We start from the raw sequence: 16,528 nt of genomic DNA on the forward strand, positions 1-16,528 counted from the left end.
CGCCGTACGTCGCGGTCGTTGGAGGTGAAGCCGCCGTCCTTGAACACCGGGTGGGTGAACAGGTTCGTCGTGGCCATCGGGACCTTCATCCCGGTGCGCTCCAGCGCGTCCTTGAACCGGCCCACGAGCCGGGCCCGCTCCGCGTCGTCGGCCCCGAACGGGATCAGGTCGTCGTCGTGGAACGTCACCCCGTGCGCCCCCAGCTCCGCGAGCCGCTCCACCGACTCCACCGGGTCCAGCACCGGACGCGTCGCGTCACCGAACGGGTCGTTGCCACGCCAGCCCACCGTCCACAGACCGAACGTGAACCTGTCCGCGGGAGTGGGAGTGAAGCGGTCCGTCATTGCACAGCCTCTTGTCGACGTCAGGCCCGGACGGCAGCTCTGCCGGGCAGGTCAATTTGTTTGCTTGCAGTACTAATACTCCATCCGGTCGAGGGTTTCTAGACCGTTTCCGTCACGTGTCGATCACGTGGCGCCAACATGGCAGATCCGGGGCCTCGCACCGTGGTCCGGCTTCCCGGGCAATCCGGGAACTCCCGCCACCTTCCGGCCTTCTCGGTCACATTTGTTTTGTGTACGATCAAAATCGATAGGACCCGCAGCCGCGCTCGCCGCAGGCGCCCCGACGTCCCGCCCAGCACCTCCTGATCGGCTAAGGACCACCCCCATGAAGTTCACCGACGGTTTCTGGCAGATGCGCAGTGGTGTGCACGCCTCGTACGCCACGGAAGTCCGCGATGTCCGTCTCGACGGCGACCGCCTCGCCGCCTACGCCGCCGTCAAGCGCGTCGAGCGCCGCGGCGACACGCTGAACGCCCCACTGATCACCGTGGAGGCCCACGCCCCGGCCGAGGGCGTCATCGCGGTGCGCCTCACCCACCACGCCGGCGGGCGCCGCAAGGGCCCGGACTTCGAACTGCCGGGCGCCGCACCGCGGTCCGCCGCCACGGCCCGCACCCGGGGCACCACCGCCGAGCTGACCAGCGGCCCGCTCACCCTGCGGCTCCCCACCGAGGGCACCTTCGGCCTGGAGTTCCTCGACGCGGACGGCCGGGTCCTGACCTCGGCGGGCCGCAAGGGCAGCGCGTTCGCCACCGTCGACGACGGCAGCCACCACATGTTCGCCCAGCTCGCCCTCGGCGTCGGCGAGACGGTCCACGGCCTCGGTGAGCGGTTCACGCCGTACGTGAAGAACGGCCAGACCGTCGACATGTGGCAGGCCGACGGCGGCACCAGCAGTGAGCAGGCGTACAAGAACATCCCGTTCTACCTCTCCTCACGCGGCTACGGCGTCTTCGTCAACCACCCCGGCAAGGTCTCCTTCGAGGTGGGCTCCGAAGCCGTGGGCCAGGTGCAGTTCAGCGTCGAGGACCAGACGCTGGAGTACTTCGTCGTCGCGGGCCCCACGCCGAAGGACGTCCTGTCCCGGTACGCGGCCCTCACCGGCCTCCCCGCCCTTCCTCCGGCCTGGTCGTTCGGCCTCTGGCTGACCACCTCCTTCACCACCTCGTACGACGAGGCCACCGTCACCTCCTTCGTCGACGGCATGGCCGAGCGGGGCATCCCGCTGAGCGTCTTCCACTTCGACTGCTTCTGGATGCGCGAGTACCAGTGGTGCGACTTCGAGTGGGACCCGGCCGTCTTCCCCGACCCGGAGGGCATGCTCGCCCGGCTCAGGGACAAGGGCCTGAAGATCTGCGTCTGGATCAACCCGTACATCGGCCAGAAGAGCGCCCTGTTCGAAGAGGGCGCCGAGAAGGGCTACTTCGTCCGGACGCCCGACGGTGACGTCTGGCAGTGGGACAAGTGGCAGGCCGGCATGGCGCTGGTCGACTTCACCAACCCGGAGGCCACCGCCTGGTTCCAGGCCAAGCTGAAGGTCCTCCTCGGCCAGGGCGTCGACGGGTTCAAGACCGACTTCGGCGAGCGCATCCCGACGGACGTCGTCTGGCACGACGGCTCCGACCCGGAGCGCATGCACAACTACTACACGCACCTCTACAACAAGGCCGTCTTCGAGCTCCTGGAGCGGGAGCGCGGCCAGGGCGAGGCCGTGCTCTTCGCCCGCTCGGCCGCCGCGGGCGGCCAGCAGTACCCGGTCCACTGGGGCGGTGACTGCTGGTCCTCCTTCGAGGCCATGGCGGAGTCCCTGCGCGGCGGCCTCTCCCTGTCCCTGTCCGGCTTCGGTTTCTGGAGCCACGACATCGGCGGCTTCGAGGGGACCCCCGACCCGGCCGTCTTCAAGCGCTGGCTCGCCTTCGGCCTGCTCTCCTCGCACAGCCGGCTGCACGGCTCGTCGTCGTACCGCGTGCCGTGGGAGTTCGGCGACGAAGCGGTGGACGTGGCACGCCGGTTCACCCGCCTCAAGCACCGCCTCATGCCGTACCTGTACGGCGCGGCCGTCGAGGCCCACCTCACGGGCGTCCCGACGATGCGCCCGCTGCTGCTGGAGTTCCCGGACGACCCGACGGCCCGCACCGCGGACCGCGAGTACCTGCTGGGCCCGGACGTCCTGGTCGCGCCCGTCTTCACCGAGGACGGCGAGGTCGAGTACTACGTCCCCGAGGGCACCTGGACCCACCTGCTGACCGGCGACACGGTCACCGGTCCCGCCTGGCGCCGTGAGACCCACGGCTTCGACAGCCTGCCCCTGCTGGTCCGCCAGGGCGCGGTCCTGGCGCTGGGCGCGGACGAGTCCCGCCCGGACGGCGCATGGCTCGACGGCCTCGAACTCCGCGTGTTCGCCCCCGCCGGGACGGGCGACTTCACCCGCACGGTGACCGTCCCCGACCACACGGGCGCGGTGGCGGCGACGTACGAGGTGGTCCGCGAGGGCGGCGAGGTCCGCGTCACGACCGACACCGACCGGCCGTACACGGTCACCGTCGTCGGCGGATCCGCCTGACGGCCGTCACCCGCCGAACCCCGGTGCGGCGGCCGGACCACCCGAAGAGGGCGGCCCGGCCGCCGCTGCCATGAGTCCTGCGGGTTCTGTGGGTTCCGCGAGTCCTGCGGGTCTCGTGAGTGCCGCGAGTCCCGTGAGTTCCGCGAGTTCTGCGAGTCCCACGCGTCCCGTCAGCCCCCACGCCTCCCGTGAGTCCCACGCGGCACGCGACGCCGGGTGACCGCGGCCGCCCCATCCCGCCCCGCCCCGTCCCGTCCCGTCCCGTCCCGGCCGCCGCACCCGCCCCGCCGTATCGACCGCGTCCCGGCCCCTCGGCCCGCTCACCGTCCGGCACGGGCGGGTTCCGCCCGGTCGCGGTCATCGGTTTGCTCCCGGCCAGGCGTCGGCCCATGGTGGAAAGACCGAGGAGAGGGCGAGATGGGTGCGATGACGGGATCGGAAGCCCCCCGGGACGACCGGGAGACATGGCAGGAAGATCCCGTCGCGGACGCGGCCAGGGCCACCGTGGACGCGCGGGGCGTCGTCACCCGGTGGAGCGAGGGAGCACACAGGCTGCTCGGATACCCGTCCGACGAGGTCGTCGGCAGGTCCGCGCGCCGGCTGGTCGCCGCGGAGCCGCCCGCCGGGACCCTGCGTTCCCTCGCCACCCGGCCGCAGTGGAACGGGACGGTCACGCTCGTCCACCGTGACGGCCACCGCCTCACGGTCAAGGTGCTGGCCCACCGCCGTCCGCCGGACGAGGGGGGCGGCCGCGACGGTGAGTGGTTCCTGGTGGCCCCCCGGGCCGGACCGCCGCCGCCCCCGGAGGCCGACGCGCTGGTGATGTGGGCCTTCACCCAGTCCCGGTCCGCGATGGCGCTCTACGACACCGGCCTGCGGCTGCGGCGGGCGAACGCGGAGATGCAACAGGTGCTCGGCCTCCCCGAGGAGGCGATGCAGGGGCTGCGCGTGTCGGACATCGTGGCCGACCCGCAGTCCGCCGGGACGGAGGAGCGCATGCGTCGAGCGCTGGAGACCGGCGAGCCGCAGCAGACGCAGGTGGCGCTCCGCCTGGCGGGCGACAGGACCGAGACCGTCTGGACGGTCTCGCTCGTCCCCCTGCGGGACGCCGGGGGACAGGCGCGGGGGGTGCTCCTCTCCGCCTACGACATGACCGAGGCGCATCTGGCCAGGGAGCGGCTTGTCCTGCTCAACGAGGCCAGCCGCCGCATCGGCAGCACCCTGGATCTCGCCCGTACCGCACAGGAACTCGCCGACGTGGCCGTCCCCGACCTCGCGGACTTCGCCACCGTCGACCTGCTCCCCTCCATCGAAGGCGGCGAGGACCCGCCCGCGGGCGCGCCCAGCAGCCCCGTCATGCTGCGCCGCGTCGCCAGCCGGTCCGTGCTGGAGGGCTGCCCGGAGGCCGTGGTCCGGCAGGGAGCGGTGGCCGGCTACCCGGAGGCCTCGCCCGTGGCCGAGTGCCTGGCCACGGGGCAGCCGCTGATCGCGGCGGTGACCGCCGACGGCACGGCCGCGTGGGAGCAGCAGTCCCCGGAGCGCGCCGACCGGGTGCGGCGGTACGGCTTCCACTCGGTGCTGGCCGTGCCCATGCACGCCCGTGGCATCACCCTCGGCGTGGCCACCTTCTCCCGTCACCGGAACCCCGAACCCTTCGAACAGGACGATCTGCTCCTGGCCGAGGAGATCACCGCCCGGGCCGCGGTCTGCATCGACAACGCCCGCCGCTTCGCCCACGAGCACCGCACCTCCCTCACCCTCCAGAGCAGTCTCCTGCCGCAGCGGCTGCCCCCGCAGGCCGCGGTCGAGGTCGCCTCCCGCTACCTGCCGGCCAGCCCGCTGGCAGGCGTCGGCGGTGACTGGTTCGACGTGATCCCGCTCTCCGGCGCCCGGGTCGCCCTCGTGGTCGGTGACGTGGTCGGCCACGGCATCCAGGCCTCGGCGGCGATGGGACGGCTGCGTACTGTCGTACGCACCCTGGCCGACGTGGACCTCCCCCCGGACGAACTGCTCACCCATCTGGACGACGTGGTCATCCACCTGTCCGCCGAGGCCGAGGGCACGGAGGGCCCCGCCGGCGTGTTCGGCGCCACCTGCCTGTACGCCGTCTACGACCCGGTCTCCCGGATCTGCACCCTGGCGCGCGCCGGTCACCCCGTACCCGCCCTGGTGGCCCAGGACGGCGCCGCGGAGTTCCTCGACGTTCCCGCCGGCCCCCTCCTGGGACTCGGCGGCCTGCCCTTCGAGGCCACCGAGCTGGAACTGCCCGAAGGAAGCGTCCTCGCCCTGTACACCGACGGTCTCGTCGAAGCCCGGGGCCGCGACATCGACGAAGGCATCGACACCCTGCGCGAGGTGCTGGCCCGCTCCGGCCGGTCCCTGGAGGCCACCTGCGACGCCGTCCTCCAGGAACTCCTCCCGGAACGGCCCACCGACGACGTGGCCCTCCTGATCGCCCGTACACGCGCCCTGGACGCCTCGCACGTCGCCACCTGGGACGTGCCGTGCGACGCCGCCGCCGTCGCCGGAGCGCGCCGGGACGCGTGCCGCCAGCTGGCCGCCTGGGGCCTGCACGAAGCGGCGACGGTCACCGAGCTGGTCGTCAGTGAGCTGGTCACCAACGCCATCCGCTACGGCGCCGCCCCCGTCCAGCTCCGGCTGATCCGCAACAACAACCTGATCTGCGAGGTCTCCGACGCCAGCAGCACCTCCCCGCACCTGCGGCGGGCCCGCACCTTCGACGAGGGCGGGCGCGGACTGCTCCTGGTCGCCCAGCTCACCCAGGACTGGGGCACCCGACACACGCACACCGGCAAGACCATCTGGGCCCAGCAGAGCCTCCCCGCCGCCTGACGGGCCCCCGGCAGCGGAGCCGGGCGGCCCCGCGCGGAGCCCTCCACTGCCGTACGGCGGCCACCCGGCCGGGGCGAGCCGCGCCGTGGCGGACCGGAAGGAATGCGATCGTGGGCCGGCAGGTTGCCACCAGTGGCACACACGTACGAGTACGGCGCACAGAGCGGAAGCACCCATGGGCGAGTTGATCCTGATCCGGCACGGCGAGACGGAGTGGTCCCGTTCCGGGCAGCACACCAGCTACACCGACCTGCCCCTGACCGAACTGGGTGAGCGGCAGGCCCGCGCCCTCGTACCGCTCCTCGCCGAACGCGAGATCGGCCTGACCCTGGTCAGCCCCTACCTCCGGGCCCGCCGCACCGCCGAACTGGCCGGCCTGGCCGCTCCCCGCGAGACGCCGGACCTGCGCGAGTGGGACTACGGGGCGTACGAAGGCGTGACCACGGTCGAGATCCGGCGCACCCGGCCCGACTGGAACCTCTGGACCGACGGTGTCGCCCCCGGCCCCGAGGAGCACCCCGGGGAGAGCCCGCAGGAGGTGGGCGACCGGGCCGACCGGATCCTCGCGGAGGTCAGGGCGGCGGCCTCCCGCCTCGGTGACGCGGACATCGCCCTGGTGGCACACTCGCACTTCCTGCGCGTGCTCACCGCGCGCTACCTGAAGCTGACGCCCGCCGGTGGTGAGCTGTTCCAGCTCGCCACCGGCGCGGTCTCACGCCTGGGTACGGAGCACGACAAGCCGGTCGTCACCGCGCTGAACATGGCCCTTCCGGAACGGCTGTTCAACGCCATCGACTGACGCGGGGCGGCAGGCCCGGGCGGGTCCCCGCCCGCGGCCCGCCGCCGCACTCACAGCGAACCGTTCCTGAGGGCGTCGACGAACTGCGCCCAGCGTGCGGCGCGGAAGGCGAGTGCGGGTCCGCCGGGCGTCTTGCTGTCCCGCACGGGGACGAGCCCGGGGAAGCCGTCGGCGACCTCGACGCAGCTGCCGCCCTCCCCGTTGCTGTAGGACGACTTGCGCCAGATCGCTGTGCGCTGATCAGGGGCGGTTCCCATGAGTTGCGTGCTCCTTCGCTGCCGATTCGAGCAGGACCTGCGAGGCCTCCGGTGAGAGTGCCATGGCCCGTGCCAAATCGTATGCGGCCTGGATATCCGCCACCATCCCTGGTTCCTCGGTCAGTTGGCCCGAGTACGCGCCTTCTGTGTACGCGGCGGGCGGGGAGTCCGCGAAGGCCATGAGAGAGACCATCGTGTTCATGAAGGGGTGCATCCCGGCGGCGAACGGAAGTACCTGCACGGTCAGGTGACGGTGAGTCCGGGTGGCGTCGATCAGGCTCGTGAGCTGCGCGGACATCGTGCTCGCGCCGCCCACGGGCACGCGCAGGGCCGCCTCGTGCAGGATCGCCCAGAACGTCGGCGGTGAAGTGTGGAGCAGCATTCCGGCACGCTCCATGCGCGCACCCACCTGGCCCTCCACGGTTTCCTCGGAGGCCAGCCGCTGGGACGCCCTGGTCACGGCCCGAGCGTAGTCGCGTGTCTGGAGCACACCCGGTACGAGCAGCGGCGCGTACTCGCAGATGCTCGTGGCCCTTCTTTCCAGCTCTGCCGCGTCCGCGAAATACTCAGCCACCTTGGATTGCCGTGCCAGGTGGCTGAGGCGTCGCAAATGGCCCCCGGTGCCCAGGAGTTCGTCGAAGCGCTCGGACAGATCCACCTGCGGCCGCCGCTCGGCCGCCTCGAACAGGCTGATGTAGGTGCCCGAGCAGAACGCCCGTTCCCCCAGCTCGTTCTGTGACAGCCCGGCGGCCTCCCGCAGGCGGCGCAGCTCCGCACCGTAGAACGCGCGGGGGTTGGCGTACGGGTCGAGATCCTTCGGCAGTGGCATGCTCCGGAAGGTAGCGGGTACCCCGGCCCCGTATACGGCGTACCGGTGGCGCTCACCCGGACGGGTGGCGAAAGCCGCCCTGCGCAAGGCGTTTACACGGTGTGGGGTCGGCGCTAGCCTCCGCCTATGGGAGCGCTCCCAAGCTCGCACCGCATCCCGGCCCCACCCGGCGCCGCAGCGAAGGGACGTACGACGTGAACCAGCTGTCCGGACACCGATTACTGGCGGGCACCCGCCGAAGAGCCGTCCTCCTCATCCTGCTCGCACTCGTCACGGCCATCCCCGCCCTCGGGCTCGTCGTCTCCACGGGGGACAAGGCCGAAGCGCACGGCACGCCCATGAAGCCCGCCAGCCGCACCTTCCTGTGCTGGCAGGACGGGCTGACCGACACCGGCGAGATCAAGCCGGTGAACCCGGCGTGCAAGGCGGCCGCGCAGCAGAGCGGGACCACCCCGTTCTACAACTGGTTCTCCGTGCTCCGCTCGGACGGCGCCGGGCGCACGCGCGGCTTCGTGCCCGACGGTGAGCTGTGCAGTGGCGGCAACACCAACTTCACCGGGTTCAACAAGCCGAGCGCCGACTGGCCGGTGACGCACCTGACCGAGGGGGCGACCATCGACTTCTCGTACAACGCCTGGGCCGCGCACCCGGGTTGGTTCTACGTCTACATCACCAAGGACGGCTACGACCCGACTCAGCCGCTGACCTGGGACGACATGGAGGAGTCGCCCTTCCTGTCCATCGACCACCCGCCGCTGAACGGCAGTCCGGGCACCGTCGAGGCCGACTACAGGTGGACCGGAGCGCTGCCCCACGGCAAGGACGGCCGCCAGGTCATCTACGTGGTGTGGCAGCGGTCCGACAGCCAGGAGACCTTCTACTCCTGCTCGGACGTGGTGTTCGACGGGGGCAACGGCGAGGTGACCGGGGTCAAGGACGGCTCCAGCACCACACCGACCGAGCCCCCGCCCGGCACCTGCACCGCCACCCGCGGCACCACGGGGAGCTGGAGCGGCGGCTACCAGTCCGAGGTGACCGTCACCAACTCCGGTACGGTGCCGATGCTCGGATGGATGGTGGACTGGGCGCAGCCCGCAGGGCAGAAGGTCGCCAGTCTCTGGAACGGGACGATGACGACGCAGGGCCAGGACGTGATGGTCCACAACGCGGGCTGGAACGGCTCGCTGGCCCCCGGTCAGTCCACGACCTTCGGATACGTCTCCGAGGGCGGTGCCCCGGATCCCGCGCTCGGACTCCGCTGCAGAGTGGGCTGAGCGCCGGCCCCTCGGGGCCACCGTGAAGGACGGCCGGTACCTCGCCCCCGAGGTACCGGCCGGTTCCGTGCGGCGCGCGTGCTTCGCACCGCCCGTCTCGCACCGCCCCCTTCGGTGCGCCCGCTTCAGGCCGCCTGCTTGCCGAGCGAGGTGAGGTGCGCGAAGACGACCACGTTGGCCGAGTAGCCGCTCTTCTTGTCGAACCGTCCGCCGCAGGTCATGAGCCTGAGCTCGGGGCGGCCGGTGGCGCCGTACACCTTCTCGTCGGGGAACTTGTCCTTCGTGTAGGTGTTCACCTCGTCGACGGTGAAGACGGCGGTCCGCCGGTCGGCCCGGGTGACCTTCACGGTGTCACCCCGGCGCAGGGCGTTGAGGTTGAGGAAGATCGCCGGGCCCGTCGCGGTGTCCCGGTGACCGACGAGCAGGGACGTCCCGGCTTCCCCGGGGGACGGCCCCTTGCTGTACCAGCCCACCAGCTTGGGCTTGCTCAGCGGCGGGGCGCCGAGCCGGCCCTTGGCGTCCAGGGCGAGACCGGTGACGGGTGCCTCGATGAAGATCGCGGGGACGGCGACCTTCACCGGCCGGGAGTGCACCAGCGGCGCGTGCGAGACGGGCACCTTCTTCTGCGGCTCGTGCGGTGCCCTCCGGAACGGCGGCGCCCCGCCGCCCGCGGCATCGCTGCCGCGGGCGGCGGTGACCGACGAGGCGTCCTCGGGCGAGTCCGAACTCGCCCACACGACGCCGGTCACCAGCGAGGAGGTGACGCACAGGGTCATCGTGAGCCGGCATGCACGGCTCGGTCCCCGTCGTCGCCGTCGGCCGCGGGTGTCAGACCTCGTTGCGGGCACGGCGGCGTGCGGATCGGCGGACCACGATCAGACCCGCGAGTCCGGCGGCACCGGCGACCAGCGCGGCCGAGGCCCCGACGTTCGAGTCGCTCTCGGAGCTGACGCTCTCCATGTCCGGGACGCCGCCGCCGCCCGCGGGCACGGCGCCGGACGGCTTGTCGTAGATCTCGGAGGCGCCCTTGCCGCTCTTGTCGGAGCCCTTCTCCGCGTGGCCGCCCGCCTCGGACGAACCCCGGCCGCCCTCACCGCGGTTGCCGGCCTGGCCGCGCTCGGAGCAGTCGACCTCGAAGCTCTTCTGCTTCGGGAGGGCCCCGACGGTCCACGTGAGCTGGTACGTCCCCTCCGGCAGCAGGTACTCCTGGCTGCGGGCCTGGCCGTTCACGAGGGGGAGGGTGTTGGTCAGGGTGTTGCCCGGGGGGCGCTCGGTGACCGTCCACACGACCTGGGGGAGCTCGCCGAAGTTGTTCGCCACGAGGACGAACTGGCAGACCTCGACGCCGTTGCGGTCGCCACGTGAGTGCCAGCTGATGGAGCGGACGTCGATGTCGCCGCTCTCACCGACGGCGAGGGCGGCAGGAGCCGCGGCCAGGCTGACCACACCGGCGGCGGCGACCGCGGCGGCCACCGCGGTGCCCGTCCGGATGCTGCGGGAGCGGAGGGAAGCGGGAATGCGCATGCTGGGCTCCTTCAAGCCGAGATGATTGTCGTACTGATCACCTGATCGCCTAAGAGATGACACGGATCTCCGGAAGAGTGTGTCGGGACACCGTAAAAACGCGTAAATGTACCCTGACTAGCCGATACCGGGTGGTGAATCCGCAGGTCGAAGCCGCCCGACCGCCGGAGGAACCTGGGGCCGGATCAGTCGGCGCGGCGCCGGCGGCGCCGATGGACGGCTGCCAGGGCCACGCCCACGGCCGCGGCCACGGCGACCGGGACCCAGACCGCGGGCCGGAACACGGCCCGGTAGGCGGGGGCGGGTGAGGCGTCGAGCGGGATCGCGGCGGTGTCGTTGCCGGGGGTGCGGTCGTAGGGGGCGTACACGCGGATGGTGCCCCGCGCGTCCGCGACCTGCCGGTCTATGCGGACGTGGAACACGATGGCGGTCGTCCCGTCGTCCCTCCCCGTCCAGGAGAGCGCCTCGCCCTCCAGGTCGCAGACGAAGGCGCCACCCGGCTCCTCGGGCCGCTCGCAGCCCCAGTCCCGGTCCATCTCCTCGAAGGCGTACGGAACGGAGGTGACCGTGGTGCCCTCCGGCGGGACCACCTCGAAGCGGCCCCTCACCTCGTTGCCGTGGGGTACGACGGGTCCCAGGGCGCGCACGCCGAGTCGGACCTCCACCGTGTCGCCGACGCGCCCCCGGACCGTCGCGGTGACCGGCCGGTAGTCGGCCTGGGCCGTGGTCTCCACCCGGACGGTGCCGTTGGCGCTCCCGAACGTGGCGTCGGCCGTGGGGACCAGGGTGGCCGGGGCGCCCGTCCCCCGGACCGGATGGCTGGCGGGCTTCTCCGGGGTGGACGACCAGCTGTAGGTCAGCGTGCCGTGCAGCTCCCCGGCTGCCGCGGCGTACACGAGCGGGGCACTCGTACGGTAGGCCGCGCCCGGCGCCGCTCCGGCGGGAAACACGCACCAGGCCGATGCGGGGGAGGCGCCCGCGTAGACGCAGTTGCTGTGACGGGCCTTCAGGGTGAGGCCGCCGTCCGCCGTCACGTGCAGCGCGACGCCCCGGTCCGCCGGGAACCGGGTGTGGTTGGCGAACTCCGGTGTGAAGGAGGTCGGTTGCCCCGGCTTCACCCCGCTCACCTTCGTCTCCCCGCCGGGTGCGCCCAGGGTGGGCCCGCCGACGACCACGCGGGTGGTGCCGGTGACGGGCGCCGCGTTGTCCGCGCTCGCCGTGTAGGTGACCGTGCCGCTGTCACCCGGCTCCACCCCGTCCAGGCCGACGATGTCGAAGGGGGCGTTGCTCTCCCCGTCGTTGCTCAGGGTGCCGTACGCGCAGGTGTACACCCAGCCGCCACCGGTGCAGTTCCCGTGACCGCCCTCGGTCACGCGGGCGATGTCCTTGAGCCCCGAGGCGTCCACCACGACCGTGATGTTGCGGGCCGGTTCCGTGTTGCCGGGGACGACGGCGACGGGCACCCGGAAGTCCCGGTTCGTGGCCTCGGCCCCCTCGTCCGCGTTGTACGCCACCATCGTGCGCGGGGCGTCCGCCAGGCTGAGCGCGACCCTGTCCGAGGCGGTGGCCGCGGGAAGGGCCGTGGCGAGGACGGTGAGCAGACCCGCCATGAGGGCGGCCGCGCGTCCGGTGGGGCGTATGCGTGGGGGCATGCGCAGCACTATGTCACCGGGCGGCGGACCCCGCAGGCGCGGGGGCGGCCGGTGCCGGAACCCGGGGCCGGCGCAAGTCCCTTTTCTCTAGGGCTCGTCCAGCCACACCACGATCCCGGTGTGCCCCGTCAGCACCGCCGCAGCGCCCGCCCGTACCGCGGTCGCGCAGCGCGCGTCGGTGAAGGAGGCGGGGTCGTACGTCGAGGACATGCCGAGCCCCTCGCCGCGGAACGAGGCCCCCGGCCAGTCCACCGCCGTCACGTTCTCCGTGGGTTCGGCGAGTTCCGCACCCACGATCAGGAACTGCTGGGCGAGATGGCTCGGGGTGACCGCCGCCAGCGGGTCGATCAGGTCGTCGCCCGCGCTGACGACGAGGTCGGGGCGCAGGGCCAGCGCCCTGGTGACGGCGGGCAGCAGGTCGGCGGCGCCGGACGCGGTCACGGTCCGCAGGTCCGCATCCGCCTCCTCCGCCCACGCGTTCACCGCCTTCACCAGGGTCTTCGTGGGACGGTCGTCGCCCGCGGTGAGCAGGACGACCCGGGCGCCGGGTGAGGGCCGGACCTCCGACCACGAACCCGGACTCGGCGTGACGGTCGACTCCGGTGCGGGTGAGGTGTCCGGGCCGAGGAAGCCGGCCCCCAGTTCCCCGACGGCGGAGAGGCCGGCGCGCGGCTCCGACCAGTCGTCGCCCGAGGCGCATCCGGTGAGCAGGGCGGCGGCCACCGCCAGTACGACGGCCAGGGGCGGGCGGTGCAAGACGATCATCCTCCGGGAGGGGTGCGGCGGCGGCCCCGAGGGGTGCCGGCGCGGGGCGGCTTCAGCCACATCCTGCTCGTCCGTTCCACACGATCTCCATCGATCCGACCCACTTCGAACGTTTGTTTTCTCATGGTTCGTCGACCGGTCGTCGTCGGTTCATCCGCGACCAGCACGGTGCACAGGCAACCCCAAGGAGCCCCATGTCGCACCGTGTCCGCCGCCTGCTGCTCGCTCTCGCCGCGGCGGTCTTCCTCTTCCTCGGCCTCGTCAGGCCCGCAGCCGCCCACGGCTTCACCTCCACCGTGTACGCGCACGTCACCGCCGAAGGTGACAGCCCGCTCCGCACCGAACTGAAGCTGGAGTACGACCTGCTCGTCGTCTCGGCCGCCGACGCCGGCTCCGACGACCCCCTCTTCCGTGCCGGGACCGACGCGTTCGAGAACGGGGACGCCCGGGCCCGGGCCGAGGCCCTCGACTCCCACCGCCGGTCCGTCGTCGACTACGTCACCCGCCGCGTCTCGGTCACCGAGGACGGCACCGCCTGCGAGCCCGCCCCGGTCGGCGGAACCCGGATGGGCGCCGAGGAAGGTGTGCCCTACGCCCTCCTGACGTTCGACTGGACCTGCGCCGGAGGCGGCGCCGGGCACGGCACCGCCGGCCACGAGATCCGCAGCACCCTCTTCCCCGACGCGGAGGGCTACGTCAAGGGAACCAAGACGATCGTCACCTACGCCGTGGACGGCCGTACCGGCAGCGCCGCCCTCGACGGCGGTCACCCGTCCTTCTCGATCGGCCAGTCCTGGCCGGAGCGCTTCTGGGAGTTCTTCCGCCTGGGCGCCGAGCACCTGCTGACCGGCACCGACCACATCCTGTTCCTGCTCGCGCTCATCGCCGGATCCCGCCGGCCCCGCGAAGTGGTCCTCGCCGCCACCGCGTTCACCCTCGCCCACTCGGTGACCTTCCTGCTGGCCGCCCTGGGCCTGGTCGACGTCCCCTCGGGGCTGGTGGAGCCCGTCATCGCCCTGTCCATCGCCGTGGTCGCGGGCTGGCACCTGTGGCGCCTCCGGACGGGCGGCGCCCCGGCCCCGGACCTCCCGGCGCCGGACGGGGGCCGGTTCGCCCTCGACCGCGCCGGCTGGGCCCGGCTCGCCGTCGTGTTCTGCTTCGGCCTCGTCCACGGTCTCGGCTTCGCCGGCGCACTCGGCATCGAGGCGGCCTGGTCGTGGACGCTGCTCTGGTCCCTCCTGGTGTTCAACATCGGCATCGAGGCCGTCCAACTCGCCTTCATCGCCGTGCTGTTCCCCCTCATCCTGCTGCTCGGGCGCCGCTCGCCGCAGGCCGCCCGCGGGGTCACCGGAGCCCTGTCCGCCGGAGTGGCGCTCATGGGCCTGGTCTGGTTCGCGCAGCGCGTGACCGGATCGTAGGAACCGCAGGCCGGCAGTGATGTTCAGCCTCCGACCCGATCACATTCGCGCGCCGTTCACCCCGTGCCGAGAACGTGGTCCCCTCCTTCGCATGTGCACTACACGTGCACTGTTTATCCACAGAAGAAACGACACTTCATGAGATCGCACCTCTCCCGGCAGGCCCGAGGGCCTGTCAGGCAGCGTGTGGCCACCGGCGCCACCGCTGCCCTCCTCGGCCTGACCGTGGCCTTCACGGGCGGGCAGGCCGCTCCGGCCGCCGCGGCCGAGGCCTCCGCCCTCTCCGGCATCGTGCTGGGTGTCGGCGCCAACGAGACCCAGCGCACCGTCAGCTGGTACTCCTCCGCCGACACCGCCCAGAAGGTCCAGCTCGCCCCCACCGCTCAGGTCAGCGACGGCGTCTTCCCGGCCGGCTCCGCCACCTTCGACGCGCTGGGCACCAAGAACATCGCCAGCAGCGGCGGTTACAACCGCAACGCCACCCTCACCGGTCTCAAGGAGAACACCGCCTACACCTACCGCGTGGGCACCGAGGGCAACTGGTCCCCGGCGTACTCCTTCACCACCCAGGACTTCGAGGGCGAGTACGACTTCCTCTTCCTCGGCGACCCGCAGATCGGCTCCTCCGGGGACCTGGCGCAGGACCAGGCCGGCTGGCAGGACACACTGGACGTGGCCACCAAGGCCAACCCGAAGGCCGAGATCCTGGTCTCCGGCGGTGACCAGGTCGAGAGCGCCAACAACGAGTCCCAGTGGAACTCCTTCCTGGCGCCCGACCAGCTGCGCCAGTACCCGTGGGCGGCCACCATCGGCAACCACGACGTCGGCGGCAAGGCGTACGAGCAGCACTTCTCGACGCCGAACACCGACAACTCCGGTGCGCTGTACGCCAACGGCGACCCCGCGTCCAACACCTCCGGCGGCAACTACTGGTACATCTACAAGGATGTGCTGTTCATCGACCTCAACAGCAACAGCTACGCCACCTCGCAGGGCGGCGGGGGCGACGAGGCGCACACCAAGTACGTCACCGACGTCATCAACCAGCACGGCTCCGAGGCCAAGTGGAAGGTGCTCGTCTACCACCACGCGATCTACTCGCCGGCCTCGCACGCCAAGGACAAGGACAACAAGGCGCGCCGGGTCGACTTCCCGACGACCTTCTCCAAGCTCGGCGTCGACATGGTCCTCCAGGGCCACGACCACAGCTACTCCCGCAGCTACCTCATCAAGAACGGTGAGAAGGCCGACCCCGCGGAGCAGCCCGGCGCGGCCGACGTCTACCCGGGCCCCGGCGGCGTCCTCTACGTCACGGCCAACTCGGCCTCCGGCTCGAAGTACTACGACATCACCGCGCCCGACTCCAGCGGCACCAGCGGCGCGGGCAACGGCGCCGACCCGCTGAACCCGGACAGCTACTGGTACAACTCCGTCCAGAACCAGGAGCACGTCCGCAGCTACGTCAAGGTGCAGGTGCGCGACGAGAAGCTCGTCGTGGAGAACATCCGCAGCGGCACCTGCGACGCCCCGAACTCCCAGGTCTCCAAGGGCGACTGGTGCAAGAACACCACCGCCGCGCAGCCGGTGGGCTCGGTCGTGGACAAGGTGACCGTCCACCCCTACAACGGTGACGGCCAGTCCCTCCAGGTCAACGTGCCGAAGCCGGCCCCGGGCGAGTTCGGCTGGACCATCGACGGCTACAACGGCCTGGTGGACCTCGGTACCGCCAAGGAGGAGAACGGCGACCACTTCACCGCCTCCGGCAAGATCAACCCGATCCGCGTGTCGGACACCCGCCGCTCCCTCTCCCCGTGGGCCGTCTCGGCCGGCGTGAGCGAGTTCAAGGACGCCGACAAGACGTTCGCGGGCTCCTACCTGGGCTGGTCGCCGTACGTCCTCGACCAGGGCGCCGGTGCGAAGGCCGGTGCGGCCGTCCCCTCCGGCTACGGCGGCAAGGGTGACGGCCTGTCCGTCTCCCGGGGCCTCGGCTCCGCGCCCCAGGGCCACGCCCGCGGCACGGCCAGGCTGGGCGCCGACCTCGACCTGAAGATCCCGGACTCGGTCCAGAAGGGCGGCTACCGCGCCACCCTCACGATCACCGCGCTGAGCAGCTGACCCTCCCCGCTCCACCGGCGTGGGGGGGGGGGGGGGGGGCGCCCCCCCCCCCCCCCCCGCCCCCGAGCGGCGACCCCCAAACACCCCCAACCAACCGCCACCCCCCCCCCACCCACCAACCCCCCCACCACCACC

Annotated in this window: 12 protein-coding genes and 1 pseudogene; 6 read left to right on the top strand and 7 right to left on the bottom strand. The window is 72.0% G+C overall.

What is annotated here, in order from left to right:
- A pseudogene (locus tag ACFVS9_RS33370) lies at nucleotides 1-344 on the bottom strand (xylose isomerase); the annotation flags it as partial.
- 325 nt (nucleotides 345-669) lie between these two features.
- Here ACFVS9_RS33370 and yicI point away from each other — a divergent pair.
- From yicI to ACFVS9_RS33385, 3 genes are all read left to right on the top strand, one after another.
- A complete protein-coding gene (yicI, locus tag ACFVS9_RS33375) occupies nucleotides 670-2,907 on the top strand; it encodes an alpha-xylosidase (protein WP_383118795.1) in 2,238 nt (745 codons plus the stop codon).
- 417 nt (nucleotides 2,908-3,324) lie between these two features.
- Nucleotides 3,325-5,760 (top strand): SpoIIE family protein phosphatase, encoded by a 2,436-nt coding sequence (locus ACFVS9_RS33380; RefSeq protein WP_389938620.1) that lies wholly within the window; start codon nucleotides 3,325-3,327, stop codon nucleotides 5,758-5,760.
- Between the two features lie 175 nt (nucleotides 5,761-5,935).
- Nucleotides 5,936-6,559: a histidine phosphatase family protein gene (locus tag ACFVS9_RS33385; protein ID WP_389938623.1), complete on the top strand. Its 624-nt coding sequence runs from the start codon at nucleotides 5,936-5,938 to the stop codon at nucleotides 6,557-6,559.
- A 50-nt stretch (nucleotides 6,560-6,609) separates the two neighbouring features.
- Here the strand turns inward: ACFVS9_RS33385 and ACFVS9_RS33390 are convergent, their stop codons facing one another.
- Together ACFVS9_RS33390 and ACFVS9_RS33395 are read right to left on the bottom strand one after the other, a co-directional pair.
- Nucleotides 6,610-6,816, bottom strand: coding sequence for a DUF397 domain-containing protein (locus ACFVS9_RS33390; RefSeq protein ID WP_389938626.1), 207 nt, complete (start codon nucleotides 6,814-6,816; stop codon nucleotides 6,610-6,612).
- Nucleotides 6,800-7,645: a helix-turn-helix domain-containing protein gene (locus tag ACFVS9_RS33395; protein WP_389938629.1), complete on the bottom strand. Its 846-nt coding sequence runs from the start codon at nucleotides 7,643-7,645 to the stop codon at nucleotides 6,800-6,802. The genes ACFVS9_RS33390 and ACFVS9_RS33395 overlap by 17 nt, the downstream gene beginning before the upstream one ends.
- Nucleotides 7,646-7,839: 194 nt before the next feature.
- Between ACFVS9_RS33395 and ACFVS9_RS33400 the strand changes: the two genes are divergently transcribed.
- Entirely contained in the window at nucleotides 7,840-8,919 is a 1,080-nt protein-coding gene (locus ACFVS9_RS33400; protein ID WP_383118790.1) for a lytic polysaccharide monooxygenase, read from the top strand.
- 125 nt (nucleotides 8,920-9,044) lie between these two features.
- Here ACFVS9_RS33400 and ACFVS9_RS33405 read toward each other — a convergent pair whose 3' ends face one another.
- From ACFVS9_RS33405 to ACFVS9_RS33420, 4 genes are all read right to left on the bottom strand, one after another.
- The gene (locus tag ACFVS9_RS33405; protein WP_389938632.1) at nucleotides 9,045-9,695 is read right to left on the bottom strand and encodes a class F sortase; all 651 of its coding nucleotides are present in this window, start codon (nucleotides 9,693-9,695) and stop codon (nucleotides 9,045-9,047) included.
- Nucleotides 9,696-9,747: 52 nt separating this feature from the next.
- A complete protein-coding gene (locus tag ACFVS9_RS33410; protein WP_383118540.1) occupies nucleotides 9,748-10,443 on the bottom strand; it encodes a hypothetical protein in 696 nt (231 codons plus the stop codon).
- A 185-nt stretch (nucleotides 10,444-10,628) separates the two neighbouring features.
- Nucleotides 10,629-12,095: a hypothetical protein gene (locus ACFVS9_RS33415; RefSeq protein ID WP_389938635.1), complete on the bottom strand. Its 1,467-nt coding sequence runs from the start codon at nucleotides 12,093-12,095 to the stop codon at nucleotides 10,629-10,631.
- Between the two features lie 87 nt (nucleotides 12,096-12,182).
- Nucleotides 12,183-12,860, bottom strand: a complete 678-nt coding sequence (locus tag ACFVS9_RS33420; protein WP_389938638.1) for a hypothetical protein — start codon at nucleotides 12,858-12,860, stop codon at nucleotides 12,183-12,185.
- A 194-nt stretch (nucleotides 12,861-13,054) separates the two neighbouring features.
- On the opposite strand from ACFVS9_RS33420, the gene ACFVS9_RS33425 reads away from it, so the two are divergent.
- Together ACFVS9_RS33425 and ACFVS9_RS33430 are read left to right on the top strand one after the other, a co-directional pair.
- Nucleotides 13,055-14,278, top strand: coding sequence for a HupE/UreJ family protein (locus tag ACFVS9_RS33425; protein ID WP_389938641.1), 1,224 nt, complete (start codon nucleotides 13,055-13,057; stop codon nucleotides 14,276-14,278).
- Between the two features lie 138 nt (nucleotides 14,279-14,416).
- Entirely contained in the window at nucleotides 14,417-16,393 is a 1,977-nt protein-coding gene (locus ACFVS9_RS33430) for a fibronectin type III domain-containing protein (RefSeq protein ID WP_389938644.1), read from the top strand.
- Nucleotides 16,394-16,528: the final 135 nt, after the last annotated feature.

This window comes from Streptomyces sp. NPDC058008, from assembly GCF_042886395.1.
In the GTDB taxonomy this organism is placed as follows: domain Bacteria; phylum Actinomycetota; class Actinomycetes; order Streptomycetales; family Streptomycetaceae; genus Streptomyces.

Excerpts from the sequence above, each read along its gene's own strand:
- yicI (WP_383118795.1), top strand. The coding sequence starts at position 670 with ATGAAGTTCACCGACGGTTTCTGGCAGATGCGCAGTGGTGTGCACGCC.
- ACFVS9_RS33380 (WP_389938620.1), top strand. The coding sequence starts at position 3,325 with ATGGGTGCGATGACGGGATCGGAAGCCCCCCGGGACGACCGGGAGACA.
- ACFVS9_RS33385 (WP_389938623.1), top strand. The coding sequence starts at position 5,936 with ATGGGCGAGTTGATCCTGATCCGGCACGGCGAGACGGAGTGGTCCCGT.
- ACFVS9_RS33390 (WP_389938626.1), bottom strand. The coding sequence starts at position 6,816 with ATGGGAACCGCCCCTGATCAGCGCACAGCGATCTGGCGCAAGTCGTCC.
- ACFVS9_RS33395 (WP_389938629.1), bottom strand. The coding sequence starts at position 7,645 with ATGCCACTGCCGAAGGATCTCGACCCGTACGCCAACCCCCGCGCGTTC.
- ACFVS9_RS33405 (WP_389938632.1), bottom strand. The coding sequence starts at position 9,695 with ATGACCCTGTGCGTCACCTCCTCGCTGGTGACCGGCGTCGTGTGGGCG.
- ACFVS9_RS33410 (WP_383118540.1), bottom strand. The coding sequence starts at position 10,443 with ATGCGCATTCCCGCTTCCCTCCGCTCCCGCAGCATCCGGACGGGCACC.
- ACFVS9_RS33415 (WP_389938635.1), bottom strand. The coding sequence starts at position 12,095 with ATGCCCCCACGCATACGCCCCACCGGACGCGCGGCCGCCCTCATGGCG.
- ACFVS9_RS33420 (WP_389938638.1), bottom strand. The coding sequence starts at position 12,860 with ATGATCGTCTTGCACCGCCCGCCCCTGGCCGTCGTACTGGCGGTGGCC.
- ACFVS9_RS33425 (WP_389938641.1), top strand. The coding sequence starts at position 13,055 with ATGTCGCACCGTGTCCGCCGCCTGCTGCTCGCTCTCGCCGCGGCGGTC.
- ACFVS9_RS33430 (WP_389938644.1), top strand. The coding sequence starts at position 14,417 with ATGAGATCGCACCTCTCCCGGCAGGCCCGAGGGCCTGTCAGGCAGCGT.